Consider the following 21,764-nt stretch of genomic DNA (forward strand, 5'->3'; position numbering starts at 1 on the left):
CCCAAGACTGCGGTTCTCAGCGCCGAGGCTGTGGGCAATCCAACGCTGCGCGACCAGCGCATTGCCGCAATACGCACAGGCGGGCGTATGGCCTGGCAGGTGAGCAGCGGATACAATCAGCGCAGCCGCGGTGAAACACAAATGGGTCGCTGGAAGATGGTCATCGGCCCCAAACTGAAAGCGCGCAGCTTTCCCAACCAGAAAACCGAAGCCAGGATCGGCACCTACATTCTGAACAAGATGACTGAGCTTGGCCGTGCCAAGTTCGAGGTCGTCGCTTGACCAAATGAGCGGGTAAGGGCAAACTCAAACCATCGTAGGTCCGTGCAACAACGCCGGTCGCGTGTGTGGGTGAAGTCCAGCAGCGGGATCCAGGTGATGGTTTCTTGCTGGATTTCGCCCTCAGCGCGCAGCTGTGCCAGCCAGCGCTCGGTCGAGAAGCCGTCGGTATAGGTTCCCAGTGGCGAGATACGGTTGCTGGTTTGGCCATAGAGCAAGCGGCCCTCGAAGTAGAGCGGCTGTTCAGCCATTTTTGCGGCGAAGTATGGGCCAACCATCCAGCCGGTGCCTCGTGCGTTGTTGCGGTCATCCCTAGCTCGGTCGAACTGGACCATCCCGCCGAGCAGGAAGTTCTCGTTGATGAACTGATGCGCGCCGATTGTGCCCAGCGAGTAGCTGGAGCCATTGCCCCAAGATGCTGTGATCTCGGTCCAGACATTGCCTTGTGTCGCGCAGCCTTCCAGCGACCCGCCCGCATCGTTGCCACTGGCATTGAATGACCCGCAGCCCTCACCGCGCAGGAAGCGGGACAGGCGCGGCTGGTTGGAGGCCAGATTATTGGCACGGCCCAGCATGAAGGACGATATCGCGCGCTCAGTAATCTCCACAATGCGATTGCCGATTCTCAGCGTGTCGGAGGCAGAGTTCGGGTTGACGAAGCCGTCATCTCTGTCTTCCTGCGCCGCTGCCGCAGGAATGAAGATGCTGACATCGCCGTTACCGGTTGGAGCAATGGTCAAGGTATAAACCGCGCCGCTACCGGAGATGTCAGTGACAGACCCATTGGTAACATCAACATCATTGGCGAGATCGTCAAAGCCAGTGACGTTTGTCGAGAAGGTCGCCGTCACGGTGAACGGGTCAGTTCCGGTTATCGCGTCAGGCCCCCCCGAAAGCGCCACTGAGACCCCGGAAACAACGTTGATCGTCACCTCATCGGCTTCAGAAGCGAGACCCTGACCGTCGGTGACGATGAGCTGGAAGGTCAGCACGACCTCCGGGTCACCGGGGTTCCGCGTCGGCGCGGTGAAGCTCGGGCTTACCGCCTCGACGTTGGAAAGCGTGACGGGGTCACCTCCGGTCTGGCTCCATGCATAGGTGAGGGCCAGGCTTGGGTCCGGACTATCAACCGAGCCAGAGCCGTCGAGGGTGACGGGGTCTGTGCCCTGGGCGACAGTCTGATCCGTGCCTGCATCAGCCACGGGTTGCTCGTTGGCCGGGTCTTCCCCTCCCTCGCAATCTATACATTCGCGCCGGAACACCGCTTGTGTATTTGTTACGCCCTCAAAACCCACAGTATAACGGTAAACCTGACCATCATTGGAATCGAGTGCTGTAAAGATCGTTCCGATAAAAATGGCTTCGGCATATCCCGCACTCCCGCCGTTCGAACCCGTTTCAAACTCGGTCTCCAGTTGCGTTAGGTTCGTGCAGTAATCAGAGGCGTTGTTGCATGGACCCTACGGTTTCTGTTAGGAGGCCGTTTCCCTGATCGATTGGATAGCGTTGATGCCGCATAAATTCAATGACGGCCGCCGGCACAAATTCGAGAAGAAGCGGTACCGCATTACGAACTGGGCTGACTATAACGAAAGCCTGCGTCGGCGGGGCGATGTAACAATTTGGCTAAGCCCCGAGGTTGAAGCTGCATGGCCTGCAGAGCGCCGCAAGACACGGGGTGGCCAGCCAGTTTATTCTGACCTGTCTATTGTGACCTGCCTGACACTTGGCATCGTTTACAACCAGCCGCTGCGCCAGACCGAAGGGTTTGTAGGCAGCCTGGTGAAGCTCATGGGGCTGGATTTGTTGGTGCCCGACTACTCGACCCTGTCACGTCGCGGGGCCGGTTTGATCTTGCCAATGAAAGCGCGCGCGTCGACGGATGGCCCTATCCACTTGGTGGTAGATAGCACGGGCCTGAAGATCTTTGGCGAAGGCGAGTGGCTGGAAAACAAGCACAAAACAAAGGCCAAACGCAAATCCTGGCGCAAGCTGCATCTTGGGCTGGACCTTGTCACCGGCGAAATTGCCTGCTCTGAACTGACCACCGATGATGTGGGTGATCCCACCGCCTTGCCAGAGCTTCTGGATCAGATTGACGGGGACGTGACACGCTTCATCGCCGACGGCGCCTATGACGGCGACCCGACCAGCGACTTGCTCGTGAAGCTGTTTGGGGTTGATGTCGAGATCACTATTCCGCCTCCCAAGACTGCGGTTCTCAGCGCCGAGGCTGTGGGCAATCCAACGCTGCGCGACCAGCGCATTGCCGCAATACGCACAGGCGGGCGTATGGCCTGGCAGGTGAGCAGCGGATACAATCAGCGCAGCCGCGGTGAAACACAAATGGGGCGCTGGAAAATGGTCATCGGCCCCAAACTGAAAGCGCGCAGCTTTCCCAACCAGAAAACCGAAGCCAAGATCGGCACCCACATTCTGAACAAGATGACCGAACTTGGCCGTGCCAAGTTCGAGGTCGTCTCTTGACCAAATGAGCGGGTAAGGGCAAACTCAAACCATCGTAGGTCCGTGCAACAACGCCCCAATGGAAACCGTTTCGGTTCCGTGGCAATTTGAGAGAGCTGTTGGGTCCGGCTGCAGTATTTGCATGCGCTGTCTTGTCCTGAAACGGGACAAAAATCCACATAGGTAGGTTTGATACAAGCCTATGGATTCATGTTTTATTCTACAAATCAGTCACTTTACGGCTGCCTATAAGGGCCGCTTTGAATCCCGTTTTGCTTTGCAACTGCAGCAACGAATTATCTTGACGCGCGCAAACTATTGTGAGCTTTTGCTCGATTAGTGAGCTATTGACTGATTTATCAGGATAGGGGGGAGAAAAGACATGGCATCAAATAACGCCGATCACGACCGCAGCGATGGTGCGCCACTGTTTCGGATGAGCAGGATCAGCAAAAATTTCGGCGGCCTGAAAGCACTGGTCAATGTGGATTTGATACTGAACGCGGGCGAGGTGCTGGCGCTTTGCGGTGACAATGGCGCGGGCAAATCCACCTTGATCAAGGTCGCGACCGGGGTCTATCAGCCGAACGTGGGCAAGATTGAACTTGATGGAACGGAGATTGCCCTTTCAAGCCCGGCAGAGGCCAAGAAACTGGGCATTCAATGCGTCCATCAGACATTGGCACTGGCAGACATGCTGGGCGCGCCGGAAAACCTGTTTCTGGGGGCCGAACTGACGAAATCCTGGTTCGGTGGCTTGATCAAGGTTCTGGATAACAAGCGCATGCGCAAGGAATCCGCTGAAGCGCTGCGCGACATTCTGGATGTTGAACTGCCCAACCCCGATCAGCCAGTCTACTATCGTTCGGGCGGCCAGAAGCAATCTATCGCGATTGCGCGGGCGATCTACAAGACCAACCCGAAACTCATCATCCTTGACGAGCCGACAGCAGCGCTAGGGCCGGAAGAGACCGAAAAGACCTTGGAGCTGACCCGCAAGCTGCGTGACCAAGGGTATGGGGTTATCCTTATCTCTCACAACCTTGAGGAAGTGATGGCCTATGCCGACCGGGTCATGGTCCTTTGGCGCGGTCAGAAGATTGGTGAACGCACCATCAGCGAAACATCGCGCGGCGAGATTCTGCAAATGATCATGGGGTCGAACGAAACTGTGGCCAGGGCAAACGCCTGATCCCGTTTGTTCCTTCAGAAAAACAAGGAAATACATATGTCACTGGCATCAGAAGCTGCACCAGCAGGGGTGCAAGACAAGAAAACACTTGGCGAAGTCCTGAAATCTTCGATGGGCGTGTTGGGCCCGTTCATCATGCTGATCCTTGCGATCCTGATCCCTGCGCTTACGCTGGATAATTTCTTCACACAGCGCAATATCATCAACATCATCCTTCAAGCGTCAATCTACATCCCGCTGGTCATCGGAATGACTTTCGTTATCACCGGGGGTGGGATTGACCTGTCGGTAGGCGCGCAGGTCGCACTGGTCGGCGTGATTGTCGGAAGCTGGCTGACCGCTGGCACGATGCCGATCTGGATGATCCTTGTGGGTGCACTGCTATTGGGCACGATCCTCGGCACGATCAATGGCTTGGTCATAAGCTGGCTCAAGATCCCGGATTTCATCGTGACACTTGCCTTCATGGAAATCTGGCGCGGGCTGGCGCTGGTGCATTCCTCGGGCAAGATATGGCACGGCTTTCCAGACGAGCTGCGCGGACTGTCCACTTACAGAGTTTTCGATGTGCTGCCGTTGTCGGTTTTCCTGGTCTTTGCCTTGGTGTTTCTCGGCGCATGGATGTACCGCAACACTCATTTTGGGCGATATGCTGTCGCTATCGGCTGCAACAGGGATTCGGCTACCACCATCGGGATCAGTGTCGATCGCCACAAGATCTATCAATATGGTTTTCTTGGCCTGATGTGCGGTATCGCGTCGCTCTTGCTGATGAGCCGGATCGATTCAGCGCAGGCGACCATGGCCACTGGCTACGAGATCCACGTCATCGCGGCCACCATCATTGGGGGCACGTCGATCTTTGGCGGCAAGGGCAATGTCTGGGGCGCGCTGATCGGGGCGTTAATCCTTGCGATCATCGCGAATGCGCTGATCCTCGCGAATGTGCAGGTGTTCTGGCGGCTTGTGGCCACCGGGCTCGTGATCCTGCTGGCCGTCACAATCAACATGTATCGCGAACGCAACGCGGGCTAGCGCAAAGCATCTGCGATACCGACTACGGACTGGCACGGCGTGCCGGTCAGTCCGTAAACGCCTTTGTCCGGCGAAGCTATTGGGCAAATTTCACCCAAACAGGAGGAAAATGGGATGAAACTTAGAACCGCACTGAAGTTAACGACAATCGCCGCCAGTTTCGCGCTTGGCGCGGGAACAGTAAGCGCAGAGGGCGTAGATATCGACGCGCTCGTCGCAGAGATCCTTGCAGGCCAGAACACCGATCTGGCACTTCATCAAGCATACGCTGAAGCGGTAAGCGCGCCTGGTACGCCTTTTCAGGGAACGCTGCCGGACAAGACCATCCACATCGGCTGGACCAGCCCCGGATTTGACCTGTCAGATGCGTGGGAGCGGTATTACCTCGCATTTTCAGCCCGGATGGAAGAAACCGGCATCCCGTTCGAGATCAACCTTCAGGCGGCATCCAGCCATGACGCGCATGATCAGCAACTCGCTCATATCGAAGCATTTATAAGCCAAGGCGTCGACTACATCGTGATGGGCCCGACAGAACTGGAAGCGCAGATTCCGTCCTATAACGCCATCCATGAAGCGGGCATTCCGCTGATCATCACGAACTATGTTCGCCGCCTGCCCGGTGACGACAAGACCTTGATGTACACCGCTTTCGATCACGAAGTCGGCGGCGTGATGACCGGCGAATGGATCTTCGACCGGCTGGAAGGCAAAGGCAAGATTGGCCTGATGCGCGTTCTGCCCGGCGATATGGATGACCAGCGGTTCGGCGGGGCTTGGTCAGTGCTGGAGAACGGCGATTTTGAAATCGTCGCCGAAGAATTCACCTTCGCCGACCGACAGCTGTCGTTCCAGATCGCCGAGAACATGATGACGGCGCATCCTGACATCGACCTGCTGTTTGGTCTGTGCTCTGCCTGCGCGCTGGGTGGCGTTCCGGCGCTGGAGGCCATGGGCCTGACCGGAACGGTTGACATCATCGGCTTCGGCGGCATTCCGGAAGAAACCGCGCTGATGCAGAATGGCACTTTCTCAGGCTCGGTCTTCCGCCAGATTGACGATCTCGGGGTCGCGATTGCCGAAGCGGTCAAACGTCACATGGAAGGGCGCGCCGAAGAAATTCCGGCAGTCTTTACTGGTGCATACGTCATGATGGACGACACTTGGGAAGCCGAGCAGTTCGATGCAGTGAATGAATATGCCGTGCGCTACAGCGGTCACAATTAACCGTCGCACCGCCGAGAATCTGGGCCGCCATCTTGGCGGCCCCACGTCAGAACAATTCCAAATCCAGCCAATTGCGTTGCGGAGGCTTCCTTGCCGACCGTTTCCTGCTTGCTGCCAAAAGCGCCTGGAGATACCGCCATGACTTCGAATCCTGAAACGATCGCGCCTGCCAGTGTTGGTCTGCCAAACGTCGACTACAATCGCAGCGCTCTCGCTCCTGGTATTGTTCATATCGGCTGCGGCAATTTTCACCGCGCACATATGGCTGTGTATCTGGATGATCTGCACCTTGCTGGCGCGGCGCAGGACTGGGCGATTCTTGCAAGCGGGGTGCGCGAAGATGACCGCCACATGCGCGACATTCTTGCTGGGCAGAAATTTCTCTATTCCGTCATCGAGGTTGGACCAGGCCATCAAACGGTCCGCACTATCGGCGCTATTACGGATTTCATCGCGGTAGAAGACGAAAATGCCGCGCTGATCGCGGCCATGTCCGATCCGACCATTCGCATCGTATCGCTAACCGTGACCGAAGGCGGATATTTTCTTGATCCCGACACGGGCACTTTCGATGCGGCATCGCCCGAAATCGCCGCCGACGCCATCATGCCTGATCATCCGCGGACGGCGTTCGGGGCAATCATCGCCGCTTTGCGCACGCGCCGGGAGCTTGGGGAGTTGCCGTTCGCGGTACTGTCTTGCGACAATCTTCCGCATAATGGCAATGTTACGCGCGATGCCGTTGTGGGCCTTTGCCGCCTTTCTGACCCCGAGCTGGCCAAATGGATCACCGAAGAGGTCGCCTTTCCCAATTCCATGGTGGACCGGATCACCCCCGCTACCGGTCCGCATCAACGCGCTCTGGCCGCAGAACTGGGCCTTCACGACGCCGCCCCTGTCACCTGCGAGCCCTTCCGCCAGTGGGTGATCGAAGATCATTTCCCCGCCGGTCGCCCACCGCTCGAACGGGTCGGAGTCATCTTCACCGATCGTGTGGATGCATATGAGTTGATGAAGATCCGTATTCTGAACGGTGGGCATGCAATCCTGGCCTATTGTGCCGGACTAGCAGGTATCGAATTCGTCCATGAAGGCATGCGCGATCCACTGATCCGCCGTTTTCTGGAAGCCGTGCTCGATCACGAGGTGATCCCGAATGTGCCCCCGGTGCCGGATGTCGATCTAACAACATACAAGCGGCAGGTGCTGGAGCGTTTTGATAACCCCGAGGTTGCCGATACCATTCGCAGGCTGTGTTTCGATGGTTCAAACAGGCAACCGAAATTCATCGTCCCAAGCTTACGCGATGGGCTGGCGGCTGGCGGCAAGACCGATGGCTTGATCCTGCTGTCGGCCATCTGGTGTCGCTACTGCTACGGCGAAGACGAGATCGGCGCAACGATTGCGCCAAATGATCCGAACTGGCCCGAGCTGCAGGCGCAGGCACGTTTGGCGCGCTTGTCCGAACCGGAAGCCTGGCTGAACATGCGCAAGGTTTATGGAGAGCTTGGCACGGATACGGCACTGAACCAGCGCTTTGCGGCTGCCCTTGGATCGGTCTGGTGCAATGGTAGTCGACAAGCGATGGAAACTTATCTGCGACATCTTTAGCGTTGGAGAATCTGGGGTGATTTGAGTATATGCGTTGCGGTCCAGAAGAAGCCCAACGCAGAGAGTTTACTTGTACTGTGGCAGATGCAACGCTACGGCCCATACGACATGAGACCAGCGCTATGACAGATCTGATCATCTTCGACTGTGACGGGGTTTTAATTGATTCTGAGGTGTTGAGCGCCGAAGTGTTGATCTCCTTGCTGGCAGAACAGGGTCATCACCTTACAGTCGCTAATGTACGACAAAAATTTCTTGGGCGCAGCTTTCCAACCGTTGCAGCATCTCTGCGACAGGATTTTGGCGTGTCCTTGCCACATGATTTCGAGATGACCTATCGCGCGCGCCTTCTGGCGCGGTTTGAAGGCGAGCTATGTCCGACAGAAGGCGTGGTTGAGATGCTCTCGGCGCTTGATGTGCCCTTTTGCCTCGCCACAAGCTCCAGCCCGCCGCGACTGAAGCATTCACTCGAGCTGACAGGGCTTGCGCAATTCTTTGGTCCGCGCTGTTATACTGCCTCTATGGTTGCCCGGGGCAAACCGGCCCCTGACCTATTCCTGCATGCAGCAGAGATGATGGGTTTTGCGCCCGGGCGATGTCTTGTGGTAGAAGACAGCCTTCCTGGGGTAAAGGCCGCGCAGGCTGCGGGTATGGCCGTCGTCGTTTATACAGGTGGTGGTCACATGGACGGCCAAGGGCTGGACACCTGCGACACAATCCCGCAACTTGAAACGTGGAGCGGCTTTGATGACCTACGAAGACAATTCCACGAGCGCTAGCGCCAAGGGCCAACCATGAATATCGATACTTGGAAAAAAGATATCACGCGTGATGATGAAGCTGCACGGGCGGGTTGGCTCTACTATGTTGGGCGTATGACGCAGGATCAAATCGCCGACACGCTTGGAATTTCGCGTCAACGCGCACAGCGGCTTGTGACCCGGGCGGTTTCAGCGGGTCTTGTACATGTGCGACTTGAGCATCGCCTGTCATCTTGCCTACGCTTGGAGGCAGAACTGACCCGCCGCTTTGGGCTGAAGCTGTGCAGGGTCGCACCTAGCCTCGCACCCGACGCTGACCCGGTTCCGAGCATTGCAGTGACCGCGGCCACCGAACTTGAGCATATTTTGCAAAGGTCGGAACCGCTTGTGGTCGCGCTCGGGACAGGACGTGCCATGCGCGCCACTGTGGATGAGCTGACCAGTATCAACTGCCCGCAGCACAAGCTTGTCTCGCTTTCGGGCAATATTGCACCCGACGGCTTGGCCTCGCTGAACGAGGTTATCATGCGCATCGCAGGACGCATACGGGCAGCAATCTACCCAATGCCAGTTCCGGTGATCGCCGCAAGCGTCGCTGAACGCGACGGATTTCATGCGCTAGCACCTGTTCAGAATGTTCTGACACTCGCGCGCAATGCCAATGTGACGTTTTTGGGCATAGGGCAAATGGACAATGATGCCGCCTTATTTACAGATGGTTTCATTAGCCGCGCGGAGCTGTCCGAATTGCAAGCACATGGTGCTGCAGGAGAGCTTGCAGGCTGGGTGTATGACGGGCAGGGCCGCTACCTAACAAACGGGACCAATACGCGTGTTGCTGGTGCAGAAGTCGGAATTCGCGAAGACAATCTTGTCGTTGCAGTCGCAGGAGGGCGGCCCAAACAGACGGCAATATTAGGTGCTCTGCGCGGTAGGTTGATAAATGGAATAGTCACGGACGAAGACACGGCAGAACGCGTACTGAGAAAATCGTGAGACACGATCCCTGTCAAAAGTACATGTACGATCTGCCTGTTTCAGCATGGGTATTGAGCAAAGAGAGATGGTCCTAGTTCTTCGACCACTTTGCAGCCCAGTTAAGGTGGATCAGGGTTTCATTTCAGGCTGCCATTCTCATAGGTTCTGTTTTGCTCGCATAGGCCTCGTCGGGGGTCAAGATGCCATGGGTCGAGTGCGGTCGTTCGGCATTGTAATAGGCTAGCCATTTTCCGATGCCGCTGCGTGCCTGTGACCCGGTCTCAAACCCGTGCAAATAGACACATTCGTACTTGAGGGATCTCCACAGCCGTTCGATCATTCGGTTATCAATCCACCGCCCTTTGCCATCCATGCTGATCTTGATCTTCGCATCGCTTAGCACGTCGATCCAATCGCCGCTGGTAAACTGTGATCCCTGATCGGTGTTGAATATCTCCGGCGTGCCATGTTTTGCCAATGCCTCTTTCAGTGCCTCGATGCAGAACGCGGTGTCCATGCTGTTGGAGAGCCGCCAAGCTAAAACCTTGCGGCTAAACCAGTCCATGATCGCCACGAGATACAGGAAACCGCGCTGCATCGGAATATAGGTGATATCTGCACACCAGACCTGGTTTGGACGGTCAATCACGACGTTCCGTAGCAAGTATGGCCAGATTTTATGCTGCGGGTGTTTCTTGCTGGTATTCGGCTCTTGGTAGATCGGCACCAAACGCATGAGGCGCATCAAGCGGCGGACACGATGCCGCCCGCATGCGTGGTTGTTGCGCTTCATATGACGCGCCATTTGGCGCGATCCGTACCACGGCGTCTCCAAGAACAGAGGTGGTCGCGGAAATTGGACCAGGCGTTCTGGATGGACGATCTCCACGCACAAGCAACTGGTTGAACTTCGATAAAACTGCGAGGATATATTTCCTCATTTGTCGAAATTCTCCAATTCGTGCCACCATGGTGGATTGGCACCGGACCTCGAAACCGTTACCCCAGCAACTATTGTGCCGAATGCAAGCGCCTCGGCCATTGGTGCGCTCGGCATGCACGCGATACTTTTCTTTTTCAGTAGTCCAAAATTCGACAATTGGGCCAAAACTCCGGCATTAAACGTATCACCCGCACCTACTGTGTCCACGACAGAGACCTTTGGAGTCGGGACTTTGACCTCTAAGCCATCAGACAGCCAAGCTGATGCGCCACTGTCTCCAAAAGTTACGATGACCACTGAGGGCCCAGCTGCCTGAATGTTCAAGATTTTTCCTGCCAACGGCTCTGGACCGGGCTGGAGCCAGTCGAGGTCTTCATCAGAAAGTTTGACGATGTCCGCAACACGAACCATCCGAGCAAGCCTTGCACGATATGCCTTCTCATCCCGGATGAATCCTGACCGGATATTGGGATCGAGCATGATCACGCTGTCTTCACACACGCGTTCAGCAAGCGCGGCATAGGTGTCGGCGCCCGGTTCACTTGCAAGACTTATACCACCAAAGAACACCGTCGAGACGGACTCCCCGATTGGCGGCAGCTCATCTTGCATGATCATTCGACCAGCGCTGTTTTCGTCAAAGAAGGCATATTTTGCCTGCCCCTTAACGAGTTGCACAAAGGCTAATGTGGTCTGTCGGTCAGATTTTATGACATGGCTGATATCAACATGACTCGCTTTCAAATCTGCCGATAGCTGCTGGCCGAACATATCGCGGGACAAACCGGTCAACATACCTGTTTTGATACCGAGGCGCCCTAGCGCGATTGCCGTATTGAATACAGCCCCGCCCGAATGTGGGGCGAACCCGCTGCGGCGCGAGGGGGTTTCTATAGGAAGCATGTCAATCAGCGCTTCACCACAACAAAGGATCATCAACTTCCCTTCTGTTACCCAGTTTGCTCAAGGCAACACTCTGAATTTTAATGGGACGGAAGGTTAGTCCTTCCCGCAATATACCTTTAACGTAGCATCAATTCCTGTATCCCAAATGAGCTTCAACCACTTTTCAAAAGCTACCGCTAAGCGCGCGTTTTTCCCCAGATCCCCATATATATGACGTTGGTCAAGCCAGACTTGCGGTTTTTCTTTTGCTGCGGCAGATATTCGGGTTAACTCCATCCAGTTGGGATCATTCGGTTCGATTAGACTACCATCCTCGCGAGTTCCATGGCACATGCGCGCCCAAATCGCCTCTACCAGCGCAAGTCCGTCTATCGACCCGTCTGTAGCAAGCGCCTCCCGCATAATCGGAAGCAAAAAGCCCGCATGACGCGAGGCACCATCATATGCGACGCGCCGCGTGGTATCTACAATAGCGGGGTTGCGAAACCGCTCACCGATCAAATTGATATAGGACTCGGGTGTCATCCCCGGCACTGGCACAACAAAAGGCGCGATTTCCTCGGTTTCAACTTTACTGAACAGTGACGCGATTCCAGGATGCGCCATACATCCCGAGATAGTATCTATTGACAAAAGCTCTCCCGCACCCGCGATGATCTGGTGGCCAGCATTCAGGATGCGCAGCTTCATAGTTTCGTAATCGTGAACCCGATCTGAGAATGTGACCCCCACCTTGTCCCAGGCGGGCCGGCCGGAACAAAACTTATCCTCGATAACCCATTGCCTGAAGTTCTCATGGCTTACGGGAACATCGTCTGCGACACCCAATTCGCGGACCAGCGCAAGCTCCTTTGGTCCTGTTGCCGGTACGATACAGTCAACCATTGAGTTTGGGAACGTGCACGTCTGATCGATCCAGTCTGCCAGTTCGGGATCTGACAAGCGCGCAAGTGAAACAACTGTCTGGCGCAGGATCGCCCCATTGCCTTGCAAGTTGTCGCAGCTCAGACCCGTGAAAGGGCCGTGTCCACGGTCGCGCCGCAAGCGCAGGGCCGCCATGATCGCGCCAAAGGCGGTTTGTGGCGTATCGGGGTTCTGCACGTCATGCACGATGTCGGGATGCGCGGCGTTGAAAGCATTGGTTGCCGGGTCGACATAATAGCCGCTTTCGGTGACAGTAAGCGATACGATACGGATATCCGGCTGCGCCATCCGTTCAATGAGCGGGACGTTGCCCTCTTGTACCGGGACATAATCGATCATCGACCCCACAATCTCTGCTGATCTACCCGACGGGTCAAGTTCGATCAGGGTCGTCAGGTAATCCTGCGCCCGCATCTTCTGGCGCTGTTGTTCATCGAATGGTCGCACGCCCGCACCGATGATCGCCCACTCATGGGATAGACCCTGCTGCATCAGCCGATGCAGATACCATGCCTGATGCGCCCTGTGGAAATTACCCACCCCTATGTGAAGGATCCCGGCCGCCAGTGCCGAACGGTCATAGCGTGGACGCGCGATGCCGCTCGGTATGGTAGTCAGGGTGGAATTGTTCAGGGTTATGGTTTGCACAACAATATCCTTTCAGCATTTCTAGCTGTCACGTTCTCAAATCGTTTCTGGAGGTCAGAGAATCCCACCTGCTATAGGTATGTTCACCCCGGTGATATAACTCGCGTCCTCACTCATGAGGAATGCAACTGTTCCAGGAATTTCCGCGATCCCACCCAGCCTGCGCATCGGCACCGCCTTTATCATCTGCTCTGCCGCTGTCTTGGGGTCCGCAGAAAAGTACTGTGAGCGGACCTCTGCCTGCAGTTTCACCTGTCGGTCCCACATGAAGCCAGGCCCCATAAACGCGGGACTAATAGCATTTACGCGAATGTTGTAAGGTGCGAGGTCCTTGGACGCTGTCTGAGTAAGACCGATGACAGCGAATTTCGATGCCGCATACGCTGCCATATTGGGTGGCCCCTGAACGCCTGCCATGCTTGCAGTATTCACGATGGCACCACCTCCCGTCGTGACCATATGAGCGGCTACAGCCTGCAAAAAGTGAAATACACCATTCACATTGATGTCGATGACTGTTCGGAAGTCGTCTGCCGGATACTCGTGCATCGGACAAAATAACCCCTGATATCCAGCATTGTTAAACAGAAAGTCGATTTGTCCAGATCTGGAAACGATTTCGTCAACAACCCTATCCACGGCGCGTGCATCAGTAGCATCGCAGACATGAAACGTTGCAACTCCATTGCCGCCCCGGATTTTTGAAACCGCGTCCCTCAGTCCTTCTTCATTTATGTCCACAAGCGCCACATTGGCACCTTCTTCAGCAAATCTCCGCGCGGTCGCGAAACCGATGTTGCCAGCTGCACCAGTAACCATCAGCGTTTTTCCTGTGAATCTGCCTTCTGCTGTCATCAAGTTTTCTCCTTTTGCACCTGCGCATCACAGCGACCGGATCATCGCGATGCGTGATACATGCAAAATTTTCTCCAGATGTCATTTGTTTGCGACATCCGCCGCATCGCGAATCTTTACATCTGGCCTGACTGCTGTTCCGTTTTCGTCATAGAGGTGGCATGCGACAGTGTGTTCTGTGTTGTTTGCGAAGCTGATGTGTTCTGGCTTCATACTCTCGCATACAGCGCCGAGGTTCTTATGGCAGCGAGGATGAAAGGCGCAGCCTGAAGGCGGGGACATAGGTGAGGGAACCTCTCCCGAGAGAACGATTGTCTCGCCCACATCCCTTGGATGGCTCGGCAGCGCCGCAGAAAACAGGGCCTGCGTGTAGGGATGGCTCGTTTGCTCGAAAATGTCTTCCGAACGGGCCATTTCCACGCAGCGCCCCAGATACATGACCCCGAGCCAGTCGGCCATATAGCGCGTGGTGCCCAGGTCATGCGCGATCATCACATACGCGCAGCCATACTGTTCCTGCAGGTCTTTGAGCAGGTTCATCATCTGCGCGCGAATGGACACATCTAATCCAGAGATCGGTTCGTCCAAGACAATCAGATCAGGCCGCGACACCAATGCGCTGGCAATTGCGATGCGCTGCCGCTGACCCCCGGAAAATTCATGGGGAAACTTGTTGCCTTGCTTCGCACCAATTCCCACAACGTCGAGAGCTTCATCAACTCTGCGATCTCGCTGTGCTTTCGTCAGCTTCTCGCCCGTTCCAATCAGGGGCTCGGCAACAATTCTGCGCACGCGCATACGCGGGTCCAGAGATCCCCACGGGTCCTGAAACACGGCCTGTACTCGCTTGCGATACTGCCGCAACCCATCTTTCTTCAGAGTGGAGATATCTTCGCCGTTGAACAGAATTCGTCCACTGGTGGGATCCAGTAGTTTCAGGATCATCCAGGCAGTGGTCGTTTTACCGCAGCCGGACTCTCCGACAAGTGCCAGAGTTTCGCCGCGGCGCACCTCGAAGCTGACATTATCCACCGCGCGCAAGGTGCGCTTTGCGCTCAGGAAACTCTTGCCGGAAACCGTGAATTCCTTCGACACGTTCTCCAGTTTCAATAGCGGCTCATCACTCACTTTTCGCCCTCCTTGTCGAGGAGCCAGCACGCAGCGGAATGCGTCGCCTTGTCCTCGCTGAGCGCCGGGAAACTCGGCGGCATTTCTCCGCATGGCTCAAACTTCTGGGAACACCGTGGTGCGAAGGGGCACCCGAACGGGATCTCTCCTACAACGGGTGGCTGGCCATCGATCGCCTGAAGCCGTTCGGCTTTCTTCTTCACCGAAGGGACAGACGCGATCAGCGCCCTAGTGTAGGGGTGCGAGGGATGATCGAACACGTCAATTGTTTTGCCGTATTCGACGGCCCGGCCCCCATACATGACCAGTATCCGGTCGCAGAGTTTCGAGACAATTCCGAAGTCATGCGTGATGAAGATCAGGGCCATGCCGGTCCGGTTCTGCAATTCGCGCAAGAGTTCAAGATACTGAAGCTGAATCGTCACATCCAGCGCGGTTGTCGGTTCATCCGCAATTAGTACTTTTGGCGTTCCCGAAATAGCGAGTGCGCCAACCACACGCTGCTTCATGCCCCCGGAAATCTGGTGTGGATATGCCTTGAGGCGCTGCTCCGGATCGGACAGGCCCACGGCCATGAACAGCTCGACCGCTTTTTGTTTTAACACAGACCCACTGGCTGCGCCGTCCTGAATACGAAGCGCCTCCACCAGTTGGTTTCCGCAAGTGTAGACTGGGTTCAGTGAGGTGTGGGGGTTCTGGAGGATCATACCGATTTCGCGACCGCGGATCTTGCGGAACTCGTGTTCTGGCATGGTCAGCAGATCGGAGCCGTTGAACATGATGCGTCCGCCTACGGTCTCAGCGGCGGGCTTGGGAAGCACCCGCAGGATACCCGATGCCGTCATCGACTTTCCGCTTCCCGATTCGCCAACGATTCCAAGTGTTTCGCCAGGAAAGAGGTCAAAACTGACTTTGTCTACTACGTTGAATCGTCCATGTGGCAAGCGAAGTTGTATCGAAAGTTCTTCGACACTGAGCACCGCCTGCCTCGTAGAATTTTTTTCTTGTTTCGTGTCTTCGATCATATCTGGCACCTGCTTTTTTTGATGTCCGCTATTGTTGGGGAGGCTCATCCGCCAACGTTGCGAAGTTTGGGATCAAGCCGGTTGCGCAACCAGTCCCCAAACAAATTGACCGACAGGACCACGAACAAAATAGCCACGCCAGGAAAGAAAGATATCCACCATGCTGTAATCACAAGGGCCCGACCGTCCGCCACGATCAACCCCCAGGCGGGGAGCGGACGTGGAATGCCAATACCAAGAAAACTCAAGGTTGATTCAAGGATGATGATGACCCCGATTTGCAGCGTCGCCATGACAACAATTGTGTTGGTGACGTTCGGCAAAATGTGAGTCATGATAATTCTAAAGTCCCCGATCCCGGCAACTTTCGCACGATGAATGAAATCACGCTCTCGGAGTGACAGCGTCTCCGCCCGAACTTGCCGCGCAAAGAATGACCAGATGACAAACACGATGATCGCAATTACCGTGTAAAAAGACGGCGGCCAGATTGTGGCGACAGCCATGCCGACAAGCACGCTTGGCAGCGCGAAGGTCACATCGACAGCACGCATGACCACGGCGTCAACCCATCCCCCGAAATACCCAGCCGCCATTCCGAGCCCGGATCCGATTACCGCCCCGAAAAAGATGCTGACGAGCGAGATGATGAAGACATAGCGTGCGCCGTAGACAATCCTGCTGAAAATATCACGTCCCAGCCGGTCCGTTCCGAACGGATATGTCCAGCTTCCACCTTCTAGCCAGGCGGGCGGCATCAGGCGTACCATCGCCGATCCTTCAAACGGATCATGCGGCGCGATCAGGCCTGGGAAAAAGGTCGGTATCACAACGACCAAAAGAAGTATGGAAACTGAAACAACCGGAAACTTACGAAAGTTTCTGATCGAGCTTGCCATAGCATTGTTCATTTGCATGATTATGTTCCTCGACCTAGCTATTGTACCGGATTCGCGGATCCACGAGAGCATAGAGTATATCTACGACCAGGTTCAGAACGATGTAGAGTAGCGCGAACGCCATCACGATGGTCTGGATTACTGCGAAGTCGTTTCTTCTGATTGCGTTCAATGCAAGTTGGCCGACGCCGGGCCATGCAAAAACTTCTTCGATCACAACAGATCCGGTCAAAATAACCCCAGCCAGAATTCCGAAATATGTAAGGGGAACAACCGCCGCATTCCTGAAGGCGTGCTTCCAGACAATCTTCCATTCCGGCACGCCTTTGATGCGCGCCAGTTTTACATATTCTCCATCAAGAGCCTCAACCATCGCAGACCGCGTCAGTCGCGACATGGAAGCAACCTGATACCACGCGAATGAGACGGCCGGCAGGACAAGATGGTTCCAGCCTCCATAGCCTGCACTGGCGAACCAGCCTAGATTGACAGAGAAAACCCAGATCAGGATAATACCGAGCCAGAAGATCGGCATGGATTGCCCCAGCAAGGCAAAAATATTGACACCGCCATCAATAACCGTGCCCTTATGCTTGGCGGCAATAACGCCAAGCGGAATTGCCATCAGAACGCTGAGCGCAATCGCAGCGAGACCAAGCTCGATGGTCGCTGGCAAGCGTGACATTACAACGTCAAATGCCGGCCGGTCATAGAGAAGAGAATGCCCGAAATCACCTTGAAGTGCATTACCGACAAACAGGAAATACTGAACATGTAGCGGCTCGTTCAGCCCCCATTGCTCCATCGTATTTGCGATCATCTGGGGTGTTGCGTCGATCGGCAAGAGAGCATCGACAGGATTACCTGCCAAGCGAGATAACCCGAATGTCAAAAGAGACACGACAATCATCGTGATCACGAAATGCGACATCCGCACCAACAAAAATCGTCCCATGGTATTCTCCGCATGACAGCAAACAAATGAGAATGATGCCGTTCAATCATTGCGCCAAGCTTGGCCATATGCTGCCCCGAGCCATTGCCCTGCACGAGAGTGCAGCACATAAGGCGAGACAGATATTTTTCGCATGGAGCGTGGGGCCCTTAGCAACCGGCCCCACGCTTTGCCAAATGTTATGGTAACATAGGCCTTCTGAAAAAGATCACTGGCTCGCAGGTACGATGTTCTGCCAGTGGCTGACGCCCATTGAGGATGCGCCCGGGAAGACCCAGTCAGACACCACATCGGGGTTCACAACAACATTGAAGGTGATCCCAGCAAGCGGGATTGTTGCGTAGTCGTCAAACGCGATCTGGAACAGTTCTTGTGCCAGTCTGTCCCGTTCTTCAGGCTCAAAAGTTTGCCGGTACTCCTGATATACTTCCTCGAATTCCTCACTCGAGTATGTATGAACCGGCGACGCGTCTTCCGAATAAAACGTTGACACCATCGCCTCTGTTATACGAACTGGCAAGTTTCGCATCGGCATTGTGTAATCAGTGGAAAAGGTTTGACGCAACTCGTTGTGACGAGCATAGGCCATCTCGCGGATTTCCGCCTGAAGTCCGACTGCGGAAAACGCGCTCTCCATATATTCTGCAAGCGTTGGAAATTCCGGGTTCCCTGCAAGCGTGGTCGAGAGCACTGGGATGGTCGGATTGTTGAAGTTCTCGGGATACCCAGCTTCTGCCAAAATCTCTCGGGCACGCTCAGGATCGTACCCGTAATACTCGTCAAAACGCTCAACCAAATCGTCGTTCCAACCTTCGTGTGCTTCATGCATACCAAACGCGGTAATTCGATCAGCGCGACCGTCATAGACAATAGCGTTTACATCATCCCAATTGACTGACAGCGCAGCGGCCTGCCGGATCGCACGATCCTGCCAGGCAAGATCTTCGTTCGGGTGATCAATGTAAGCGCCCCAGAAAAGCCAAGTGGTCTGCATGGCAATGTTCTGTGACGAAATGATGTTCAGCCCCCTGCCTTCTGCGGCCGCTTGCAATTCCAAGGGCAGATTGGTCGCATCCACATCACCAGAAGCAATCATCGCGTAACGGGTGGCTGGCTCATCAACAAAAACCAGTTCCAGCTGGTCGATCTGGGCGGAATTGCCAGACCAGTGATCCTCCACTGCCTCAAAGACTGCGCCTTGGCCTTCATTGTATTCAACCAGTCTGAACTGACCGGTGCCAGTCGGTTGGGTTCTGTAACCATCAAGGCCCTCAGCGTCATATTGTGCCTTGCTATAGATCTGCAGCGCTCCACGCAAACCATGGGCAAACAAAAACTCTGCTTCCGGACGTTCAAGGCGAAATACGACTGTGTGATCGTCGATTGCTTCCGCCGTCGCATGATTGATGCGCTCCAAACCGCTCAGGATTGCATCGTCACCGGTTCCGAGCTCAAGTGAATGCACGATATCCGCCGCAGTTACGGGACCCCAATCATTATGCCATTCTGCGTTCTCGTGAAGGTGGATTGTCCACTCGGTGAAGTCTTCGTTGTGTTCCCACGCCCTAGCTAGCCCGCTGTCATCATAGGCACCAGTTTCCGCGTCTTGGCCGACGAGAAATTGCATATGGGGAAGCGGGAAGTTCCCGGGCGTGCGCCAAAAGAGCATTGATTCTACGCCTGGCGTTTCTACCGCGTAGCGAACACTCGTTGTGTCAGCGCCTGCCGCGACTGGAACAATTGCGACACTAGTCATCAACGCAAGCACGGTACTGAATGTCTTTAGCGGGCCTAAACGCCTCACTGAGTATCTGCCGATGCCAAAATTCGAATGGCGCTCCTTAAGAACTTTGCGGTCCATGGTTTTCCTCCCACCAAGTTTCTGCCGCAGCCTCCTTGCTGCGATGATTGCATTTCACCGCGAATCAGGGGGGCGTGTCAATATATAATTAAGACTTATTTATTATCGACAGGCAGACGTGTCTGTAGCATAATGGGTCTACAGGGATGGAGGCACGGATGTCGGAGTTCAAAACCAATGCACCCAAATGGGCAGCGAGTCAGTCCGGTCTACGGCAGCAGAATGAGCGGCTGGTCATGTCACTTGTGCGCAGACATGGTGCTCTTGCCAAATCCGAGATCGCCCGAATGACCGGTCTGTCAGCACAGACCGTTTCAGTCATTATGCGAGAGCTAGAGGCCGACAAACTTCTAATGCGTTGCGAGCCGAAGCGGGGACAGGTCGGCCAGCCCTCGATCCCGCATTCATTGAATCCCGACGGTGCCTACTTTCTCGGTGCAAAGATCGGTCGGCGCAGCCTTGACGTGCTACTGATTGATTTTCTAGGTGAAATTAGGCACCAGGAAAGTGAGTATTACCCTTTTCCGCGCCCAGACGAAGCAGTCGCATCTATCGTAGCGACCGTACGAAAATTTGAGGCGGCGCTTGGTGCACGGGCGAGCCGGATCGCTGGACTGGGCATAGCGATTCCATTTGAGCTTTGGAATTGGGTAGAGCAATCTGGTGCTCCAGAGGCGGCAGTGGCAGCATGGCGCGTCGCAGACGTGCGCGCAATGCTTTCCCTCTCATTGCCATATCCCGTGTATCTCCAGAACGATGCCACATCGGCATGTGGTGCCGAACTCGTGTTCGGCGACAATGCCGAATTGCAGGATTTCATTTACATTTACATCGGCAGCTTTGTCGGCGGCGGCGTTGTGCTGAATGGCGGGCTCTACGCTGGGCGGAGCGGAAATGCCGGTGCGCTCGGCCCGATGCCCGTCCGTGCCCCAGCCGGCGGCATTGAGCCTTTACTCAACCAAGCCTCCCTAGTGGCACTCGAGCAAAGCTTGCTAGAAGCAGGAATCCCAACAGAAAGACTCTATCACGAAGACCATTGGTCGGGGCTCGGAGAATTGCTCGACCAGTGGTTGCAAACGGCCGCCCGTGGCCTCGCTCAAGCCATTGTCTCTGCCGCATCCATTATTGATTTTGAGGCTGCGGTGATCGACGGAAGCTTTCCGGCACGGGTGCGCGCTGACCTCATTGCGCGCGTTGCTACCGAAATAAAGCGGATCGACACAACAGGCTTAAAGTCACCTGAACTCAAGGCAGGCAGCCTCGGGGGGGTGGCCCGCGCGTTGGGTGGAGCAACGCTGCCGCTCTTTGATCGTTATTTGATCGCTCAACACTTGGCTGCTTCGAGATGGGTGCAAATGTGAAGCAGCCCTAAACGATTCAAAACATGTGCAAAGGAGGGGCAATAGCCATGATTTATCAGTCCGGCGTTGAACGTGAAGATTGGATGAATGAGTTAACAGCTCGCCTTGTAAACCTTGCTTCAAATGGACGCAGTCTCGTGGCGATAGCAGGAGCGCCAGGAAGTGGCAAATCGACCTTGAGCGACACACTTTGCGCCCGGCTGAACGCACACTCGTCCGGTCTTGCCGCAGTTGTCCAGATGGATGGGTTTCATTTTGACGACGTGGTGCTCCGCTCTCAGGGCACTCTTGCGCGGAAAGGTGCTCCCTTTACATTCGATGTCTGTGGCCTCCGATCTCTGCTTGAACGGTTGCGGACCAATCATGAAGGCGAAATAGCAGTGCCTGTGTTCGACCGTGAACTAGAGATTTCACGGGGAGGCGCGCGGCTGATTCCCCAGAATGTTCCGATCATTCTCGTCGAAGGCAACTATCTGTTGCTTGATGAGGCACCTTGGGACACGCTCCATTCGCTCTTTGATCTTAAGATCGCGCTGGATGTCCCGCTTGATGAGCTGGAACGACGGCTTGTCAACCGCTGGGTTACCCTTGGATTCGAACGTCGCGAAGCAATCGAAAAAGCGCGAGCGAATGACCTTATGAACGCAAGAAAGATTCGGGAACAAAGCGTTGCGGCCGACATCGACCTCTCATTAGCCTGAGCCACGACA

The 21,764-nt window shown here is 55.3% G+C and carries 18 protein-coding genes and 2 pseudogenes; 10 read left to right on the top strand and 10 right to left on the bottom strand.

All coding sequences use genetic code 11. From position 1 onward, the window contains the following. A pseudogene (locus BD293_RS20895) lies at positions 1–282 on the top strand (IS5 family transposase); the annotation flags it as partial. On the opposite strand, the gene BD293_RS20900 reads toward BD293_RS20895, so the two are convergent. After that, the gene (locus tag BD293_RS20900) at positions 225–1,481 is read right to left on the bottom strand and encodes a PKD domain-containing protein (RefSeq protein WP_142085646.1); all 1,257 of its coding nucleotides are present in this window, start codon (positions 1,479–1,481) and stop codon (positions 225–227) included. The pseudogene BD293_RS20895 and the gene BD293_RS20900 overlap by 58 nt on opposite strands. Before the next feature lie 307 nt (positions 1,482–1,788). Here BD293_RS20900 and BD293_RS20905 point away from each other — a divergent pair, with 307 nt between their 5' ends. From BD293_RS20905 to BD293_RS20935, 7 genes are all read left to right on the top strand, one after another. Continuing rightward, positions 1,789–2,766 (top strand): IS5 family transposase, encoded by a 978-nt coding sequence (locus tag BD293_RS20905; protein WP_142085648.1) that lies wholly within the window; start codon positions 1,789–1,791, stop codon positions 2,764–2,766. Between the two features lie 361 nt (positions 2,767–3,127). Beyond that, a complete protein-coding gene (locus BD293_RS20910; protein ID WP_211841105.1) occupies positions 3,128–3,937 on the top strand; it encodes an ATP-binding cassette domain-containing protein in 810 nt (269 codons plus the stop codon). A gap of 36 nt (positions 3,938–3,973) precedes the next feature. Further along, on the top strand, positions 3,974–4,972 hold the full coding sequence (locus BD293_RS20915) for an ABC transporter permease (protein ID WP_142085650.1): 999 nt from the start codon (positions 3,974–3,976) through the stop codon (positions 4,970–4,972). Positions 4,973–5,086: 114 nt separating this feature from the next. Beyond that, the gene (locus BD293_RS20920; RefSeq protein WP_142085652.1) at positions 5,087–6,199 is read left to right on the top strand and encodes a substrate-binding domain-containing protein; all 1,113 of its coding nucleotides are present in this window, start codon (positions 5,087–5,089) and stop codon (positions 6,197–6,199) included. Between the two features lie 138 nt (positions 6,200–6,337). Continuing rightward, the gene (locus BD293_RS20925) at positions 6,338–7,810 is read left to right on the top strand and encodes a mannitol dehydrogenase family protein (protein ID WP_142085654.1); all 1,473 of its coding nucleotides are present in this window, start codon (positions 6,338–6,340) and stop codon (positions 7,808–7,810) included. Positions 7,811–7,932: 122 nt separating this feature from the next. Beyond that, a complete protein-coding gene (locus BD293_RS20930) occupies positions 7,933–8,589 on the top strand; it encodes an HAD family hydrolase (protein WP_142085656.1) in 657 nt (218 codons plus the stop codon). 15 nt (positions 8,590–8,604) lie between these two features. Further along, positions 8,605–9,567, top strand: coding sequence for a sugar-binding transcriptional regulator (locus BD293_RS20935; protein ID WP_142085658.1), 963 nt, complete (start codon positions 8,605–8,607; stop codon positions 9,565–9,567). A 124-nt stretch (positions 9,568–9,691) separates the two neighbouring features. Here BD293_RS20935 and BD293_RS20940 read toward each other — a convergent pair. From BD293_RS20940 to BD293_RS20980, 9 genes and pseudogenes are all read right to left on the bottom strand, one after another. Then, positions 9,692–10,387 (bottom strand): annotated as a pseudogene (locus tag BD293_RS20940) (IS3 family transposase); the annotation flags it as partial. A gap of 99 nt (positions 10,388–10,486) precedes the next feature. Continuing rightward, on the bottom strand, positions 10,487–11,428 hold the full coding sequence (locus BD293_RS20945; RefSeq protein ID WP_142085660.1) for a carbohydrate kinase family protein: 942 nt from the start codon (positions 11,426–11,428) through the stop codon (positions 10,487–10,489). A gap of 63 nt (positions 11,429–11,491) precedes the next feature. Continuing rightward, entirely contained in the window at positions 11,492–12,970 is a 1,479-nt protein-coding gene (locus BD293_RS20950) for a mannitol dehydrogenase family protein (protein ID WP_142085662.1), read from the bottom strand. A gap of 54 nt (positions 12,971–13,024) precedes the next feature. Next, on the bottom strand, positions 13,025–13,825 hold the full coding sequence (locus BD293_RS20955; RefSeq protein WP_142085664.1) for an SDR family NAD(P)-dependent oxidoreductase: 801 nt from the start codon (positions 13,823–13,825) through the stop codon (positions 13,025–13,027). Between the two features lie 81 nt (positions 13,826–13,906). Beyond that, complete coding sequence (locus tag BD293_RS20960; protein ID WP_211841106.1) at positions 13,907–14,953, bottom strand: ABC transporter ATP-binding protein; 1,047 nt, start codon at positions 14,951–14,953, stop codon at positions 13,907–13,909. Then, positions 14,950–15,978 (bottom strand): ABC transporter ATP-binding protein, encoded by a 1,029-nt coding sequence (locus BD293_RS20965; RefSeq protein ID WP_170207279.1) that lies wholly within the window; start codon positions 15,976–15,978, stop codon positions 14,950–14,952. Before BD293_RS20965 ends, BD293_RS20960 begins: the two co-directional genes overlap by 4 nt. A gap of 44 nt (positions 15,979–16,022) precedes the next feature. Further along, positions 16,023–16,895: an ABC transporter permease gene (locus tag BD293_RS20970; protein WP_246086433.1), complete on the bottom strand. Its 873-nt coding sequence runs from the start codon at positions 16,893–16,895 to the stop codon at positions 16,023–16,025. A 16-nt stretch (positions 16,896–16,911) separates the two neighbouring features. Next, positions 16,912–17,832, bottom strand: a complete 921-nt coding sequence (locus tag BD293_RS20975; RefSeq protein WP_142085670.1) for an ABC transporter permease — start codon at positions 17,830–17,832, stop codon at positions 16,912–16,914. A gap of 208 nt (positions 17,833–18,040) precedes the next feature. Beyond that, a complete protein-coding gene (locus BD293_RS20980; protein WP_142085672.1) occupies positions 18,041–19,693 on the bottom strand; it encodes an ABC transporter substrate-binding protein in 1,653 nt (550 codons plus the stop codon). Positions 19,694–19,851: 158 nt separating this feature from the next. Between BD293_RS20980 and BD293_RS20985 the strand changes: the two genes are divergently transcribed. Together BD293_RS20985 and BD293_RS20990 are read left to right on the top strand one after the other, a co-directional pair. After that, positions 19,852–21,054, top strand: coding sequence for an ROK family transcriptional regulator (locus BD293_RS20985; RefSeq protein ID WP_142085674.1), 1,203 nt, complete (start codon positions 19,852–19,854; stop codon positions 21,052–21,054). A gap of 47 nt (positions 21,055–21,101) precedes the next feature. Next, entirely contained in the window at positions 21,102–21,755 is a 654-nt protein-coding gene (locus tag BD293_RS20990) for a nucleoside/nucleotide kinase family protein (RefSeq protein WP_246086434.1), read from the top strand. Positions 21,756–21,764: the final 9 nt, after the last annotated feature.

The organism is Roseinatronobacter monicus, assembly GCF_006716865.1.
GTDB lineage: Bacteria > Pseudomonadota > Alphaproteobacteria > Rhodobacterales > Rhodobacteraceae > Roseinatronobacter > Roseinatronobacter monicus.

Coding starts and splice junctions, on each gene's coding strand:
- BD293_RS20905 (WP_142085648.1), top strand. CDS start 1,789: ATGCCGCATAAATTCAATGACGGCCGCCGGCACAAATTCGAGAAGAAG.
- BD293_RS20910 (WP_211841105.1), top strand. CDS start 3,128: ATGGCATCAAATAACGCCGATCACGACCGCAGCGATGGTGCGCCACTG.
- BD293_RS20915 (WP_142085650.1), top strand. CDS start 3,974: ATGTCACTGGCATCAGAAGCTGCACCAGCAGGGGTGCAAGACAAGAAA.
- BD293_RS20920 (WP_142085652.1), top strand. CDS start 5,087: ATGAAACTTAGAACCGCACTGAAGTTAACGACAATCGCCGCCAGTTTC.
- BD293_RS20925 (WP_142085654.1), top strand. CDS start 6,338: ATGACTTCGAATCCTGAAACGATCGCGCCTGCCAGTGTTGGTCTGCCA.
- BD293_RS20930 (WP_142085656.1), top strand. CDS start 7,933: ATGACAGATCTGATCATCTTCGACTGTGACGGGGTTTTAATTGATTCT.
- BD293_RS20935 (WP_142085658.1), top strand. CDS start 8,605: ATGAATATCGATACTTGGAAAAAAGATATCACGCGTGATGATGAAGCT.
- BD293_RS20945 (WP_142085660.1), bottom strand. CDS start 11,428: ATGATCCTTTGTTGTGGTGAAGCGCTGATTGACATGCTTCCTATAGAA.
- BD293_RS20955 (WP_142085664.1), bottom strand. CDS start 13,825: ATGACAGCAGAAGGCAGATTCACAGGAAAAACGCTGATGGTTACTGGT.
- BD293_RS20965 (WP_170207279.1), bottom strand. CDS start 15,978: ATGATCGAAGACACGAAACAAGAAAAAAATTCTACGAGGCAGGCGGTG.
- BD293_RS20970 (WP_246086433.1), bottom strand. CDS start 16,895: ATGCAAATGAACAATGCTATGGCAAGCTCGATCAGAAACTTTCGTAAG.
- BD293_RS20975 (WP_142085670.1), bottom strand. CDS start 17,832: ATGGGACGATTTTTGTTGGTGCGGATGTCGCATTTCGTGATCACGATG.
- BD293_RS20980 (WP_142085672.1), bottom strand. CDS start 19,693: ATGGACCGCAAAGTTCTTAAGGAGCGCCATTCGAATTTTGGCATCGGC.
- BD293_RS20985 (WP_142085674.1), top strand. CDS start 19,852: ATGTCGGAGTTCAAAACCAATGCACCCAAATGGGCAGCGAGTCAGTCC.
- BD293_RS20990 (WP_246086434.1), top strand. CDS start 21,102: ATGATTTATCAGTCCGGCGTTGAACGTGAAGATTGGATGAATGAGTTA.